We start from the raw sequence: 3,981 nt of genomic DNA on the forward strand, positions 1-3,981 counted from the left end.
ATCGAAGATTTGGATAAACGCGTCAGTAAGGAATAATACTCCTTTTCTCTTCAATTTTGTGCGCACTTATATTATATAATCCTTAAACCATAATGATGGATGAATAAACATTGCTAAGAAATTTTGATCAAAAAGTTTATAATTACCGTTTCCTACGCTCGATAATGATGGCCTTTGGCAGTTTTTTAATCGGTGTTGGTCCTTTCTATGCGTATTTCATTTATTCTCAAGTTGGTTTCGATGGCCTTGGTGAGGTTATTTTCGAATTTATTTCTGCCATTCTTGCATTTCCTGCTGGGATATTCATGTGCATCGTTGGAAAACGATTGAATAAACCCATTATCCAACGCGAAATGAATATAGAAGCAGAAAAAGAAAACGAACCACAAGAGTAATTCTCCTTAATCTAAACATAATTTGACATCTTTTATGGGCAACTCTACCTTATAAACTTCATTAATTTTAATGGGATTAAAAATTAAGTGGATCCAGGGTGTTCAAATGACGAAGAAACATAAAAATATCACTGCAGATGATGTCATTTATTTCTGGTTCGAAGAATTAACGCCTAAAGACTGGTTTATAAAAAACACTGACTTAGATAAAGAAATCAAAAAACATTTTCATGATATTTATAAGCGCGCTGCCGTTGGCGAACTCGTTAATTGGCGGTATAGCCCTCTTTCCGCCCTTGCCGAGGTCATTGTGCTTGATCAATTCCCACGAAATATGTTTCGTGATAAAAAACAAGCCTTTGCGACCGATCCATTGGCCGTGTGTATAGCACAAAATGCGATTGATAAGGGTTTTGATAAAGACTTAACCAATACCCAAAAATCCTTTCTCTATATGCCCTTTATGCATAGCGAGTCGGCCGAAATCCATAAAGCCGCAGAGCTATTATTCAGTGCCCCAGGCCTTGAAAACAATTATGAATATGAATTAAAACATAAGGCAATCATTGATCGTTTCGGCAGATACCCCCACCGTAATAAAATATTAGGTAGACGATCACGTAAAGAAGAAATAGAGTTTCTTAAAGAACCCGGTTCATCTTTTTAACGAGTCATTATTATGCATCATTTCAAAAACAATGCCCACTATCAGGAAACGGATAATATTCTTGATAGTGCTCTTTTTGATGAAGCATATGAACATATTAAAGAATGGGATGGTTATGAACCATCCCCGCTCCATGATTTAAAAGGATTAGCCGCCGAAATGGGTGTCGGTCAAATCTTATATAAAGATGAAAGCACACGATTTGGTCTAAAAAGCTTTAAATCACTTGGTGGGGCATACGCAGTCGTCCATGTATTACAGGAGCATCTTAGCGCAAAATATCCCGGTGTTGAAATCACCGATCAGGATTTAAAAGACGGCAAATATACCAATGATTTGAAGAATTTCATTGTCGCAACAGCGACAGATGGCAATCATGGCCGTTCAGTTGCGTGGGGGGCGTATGAATGCGGTATAAAATGCAAAATATATATGCATTCTGGCGTAAGTCAAAGCCGCGGCGTCGCCGTTGAACTGCTTGGTGCAGAAGTCACATGGGTTGATGGAAACTATGATGATAGCCTACTTCAGGTAAAACGTGATGCCATTGAAAATGAATGGCATATCATTTCCGACACCTCTTATGATGGTTATACTTACGTACCAAAATATGTCATGGCCGGTTACACGGTAATGACAAAAGAGATAAGTGAGCAATTAAAAGAAGAAGAACTTCCCACCCACATTTTAATCCAAGGTGGTGTTGGCGGTTTGGCTGGCGCTATCTGTGCTCACGCAGGAAAAATATGGGGCGAACATCGTCCGCGGTTTGTTGTCGTGGAACCCGAAACCGCAGACTGCCTTTATCAAAGTGCAAAAATTGGACGACCCAAAATGGTTCACATTGAACAAGAAACCTTAATGGGTGGCCTTTCTTGCGGTGAAGTATCCATCATTGGATGGAATATCTTAAAAAATAATGCTAATGATTTCGTCACCATTTCTGATAACAATGTAAAACCAGCTATGTGTATAATGGCAATGGGGATTGGCGTTGATGATGGTATAGAAGCTGGCGAAAGTGCCGTCGCTGGCGTTGCCGCCCTTATGGAACTAAAAGATAAAGAAAAACTAAGGTCAGCACTCGGCATTGATAGTCAAAGCCGCATACTTCTCTTTGGAACCGAAGGGGCTACCGATCCCGAACTATATAATGAAATCGTTTCTGGGGGTTAAACTCTATAAAGATTATTTTCCATCAAGCATCATGAGTTCTGCTTCTGATGGCCAAAACCCGCGCGGTCCGCTGTCAGTAGTTTCATTAAAGAGCTTTCTCGCATTTTCCTCGTCACCATCGAATAAATCTTTCATTGCGACCGTATATTTGCCAATCACATCGGCAATTTCTAAAAAATCCTCGCGCGTATAATTCCCTTTTAAATAATTGACGGCGCGGTGATATTGATCATTTTCAATTAAATCATATTCGTCTGGAACTTTTTTAAGCTCCTCTTCCGCATCAGCGTGACGGCCAAGCTTTCTAAGCGCTAAATATTTCCAGAGCGTCACCGGAATTAATTCTTCCATATAGGCAAAACGAACCGGAACATTAATGGCTTCATCCATGCCGCTTAAAACGGTTTCATAATCACCCGTCGCCATACTGGTCTGTCCAAGGTAGTAAGGAATATTTTGTTTAAACGTTGAAATCGTTAAATCAAGCTCATTGGCAATACCGTTCGGTTCATACGTATCCGGCTGATCTTTCAAAATTTCTAACGCTTTTCTATAATCGCTTATTGCCTGATCCCATTGATAATTTCGGGCTAAATGACGGCCACGATATCTATATAATTTATAACTGTCTGGAAATTTCTTAAGACCATTTGAAAACACTTCAATCGCTTCTGGTAACATCCCTAGATATCCGTATCTGCGTCCAAGCCATTCATAACTTGATGACCGATCTGGCGCCTCTTCCATAACTGCTTTCGCAATTTCAAGATCTTTCTCTAGCCTCGCTTGGGTATTTTCTTTATAACGTGTTACGCGAAATTCTCTTCCCGTTGGTGTATGGGTTTTCGCATAGGCTGCTTTAATAACATCATCATGGCTCTGTGCAAATACGAACCCATCGTGACTAAGCGTTATCACTGCAACAATAAACAGTAATTTTTTCATGAATGTCCCCTTTAGTTATATGTATTAAAGCTTTGAAAGTTCCACTTCCGCAAGCCAATACCCTTTTGGATTATCATTGGTTACTTGCGTGAATTTTTCTTTAGCATCATCTGAATTATCTTCAAATAAATCAACCATTGCCATTGCGTAACGACCGAGACTATCAGCGCGTCCTTCAAATCTTTCGCGACTTGTGCGTCCTTTTAAATACATGATAGCGTCATAATATGAGTGGTTATCAATAATATCCAATCCGTTTGGAATGGCTTTCACCATTTCGATGGCTTCATCATGGCGCCCTAATTTACGCATCGCCATATATTTATAAAATGCTGTCGATACTAAGAAATCATCTTTATCTCGCAATTGATTGGCATCATAGGCCTTATCCATATATTCAATTACAGTATTATAATCGCCTGTCGCCATGCTGCTCTCGGCAATAAAGAAATAAATATTTCTCTTAAATGTACTTGGGCTATAATTTGATTTACCCGGAATGCCTTCTTGAACTGGCGACACATCAACATTTTCAATAAGTTCTTCCGCACGGCGAAGATCAATTAATCCCTCTTCGAATTAATAATTTCTCACCAGATGAAACCCTCGGTAACGATAAAGCGCATAACTTTCAGGGAATAATTCTAATCCTTGGGTGAATATATCAACTGCCTTAGCGTAATTACCCATGAACCCTTCACGGCGACCACGCCAACTATAAGAACTTTCTTCTAGTGGTGATGACGCAAAAACTATATTTGCAACTTCAATATCACCTTTAAACCAATCTTCACTATT

5 protein-coding genes and 1 pseudogene are annotated in these 3,981 nt (G+C 39.3%); 3 read left to right on the forward strand and 3 right to left on the reverse strand.

Annotated features, from left to right (window positions below; all coding sequences use genetic code 11):
• Positions 1-110: 110 nt before the first annotated feature.
• The 3 genes from ACTF6W_RS09025 to ACTF6W_RS09035 all read left to right on the forward strand — a co-directional run bounded on the left by ACTF6W_RS09025 (position 111) and on the right by ACTF6W_RS09035 (position 2,238).
• Positions 111-395 (forward strand): hypothetical protein, encoded by a 285-nt coding sequence (locus ACTF6W_RS09025; protein WP_438994213.1) that lies wholly within the window; start codon positions 111-113, stop codon positions 393-395.
• 106 nt (positions 396-501) lie between these two features.
• On the forward strand, positions 502-1,062 hold the full coding sequence (locus ACTF6W_RS09030; RefSeq protein ID WP_438994214.1) for a DUF924 family protein: 561 nt from the start codon (positions 502-504) through the stop codon (positions 1,060-1,062).
• Between the two features lie 12 nt (positions 1,063-1,074).
• Positions 1,075-2,238: a diaminopropionate ammonia-lyase gene (locus tag ACTF6W_RS09035; protein ID WP_438994215.1), complete on the forward strand. Its 1,164-nt coding sequence runs from the start codon at positions 1,075-1,077 to the stop codon at positions 2,236-2,238.
• A gap of 12 nt (positions 2,239-2,250) precedes the next feature.
• Here the strand turns inward: ACTF6W_RS09035 and ACTF6W_RS09040 are convergent, their stop codons facing one another.
• From ACTF6W_RS09040 to ACTF6W_RS09050, 3 genes and pseudogenes are all read right to left on the reverse strand, one after another.
• On the reverse strand, positions 2,251-3,183 hold the full coding sequence (locus tag ACTF6W_RS09040; RefSeq protein WP_438994216.1) for a tetratricopeptide repeat protein: 933 nt from the start codon (positions 3,181-3,183) through the stop codon (positions 2,251-2,253).
• Between the two features lie 24 nt (positions 3,184-3,207).
• On the reverse strand, positions 3,208-3,705 hold the full coding sequence (locus ACTF6W_RS09045; RefSeq protein ID WP_438994217.1) for a tetratricopeptide repeat protein: 498 nt from the start codon (positions 3,703-3,705) through the stop codon (positions 3,208-3,210).
• A 57-nt stretch (positions 3,706-3,762) separates the two neighbouring features.
• Positions 3,763-3,981, reverse strand: a pseudogene (locus tag ACTF6W_RS09050) (hypothetical protein); the annotation flags it as partial.

The organism is Pseudemcibacter sp. (assembly GCF_965661635.1).
Taxonomy (GTDB): Bacteria; Pseudomonadota; Alphaproteobacteria; order Sphingomonadales; family Emcibacteraceae; genus Pseudemcibacter.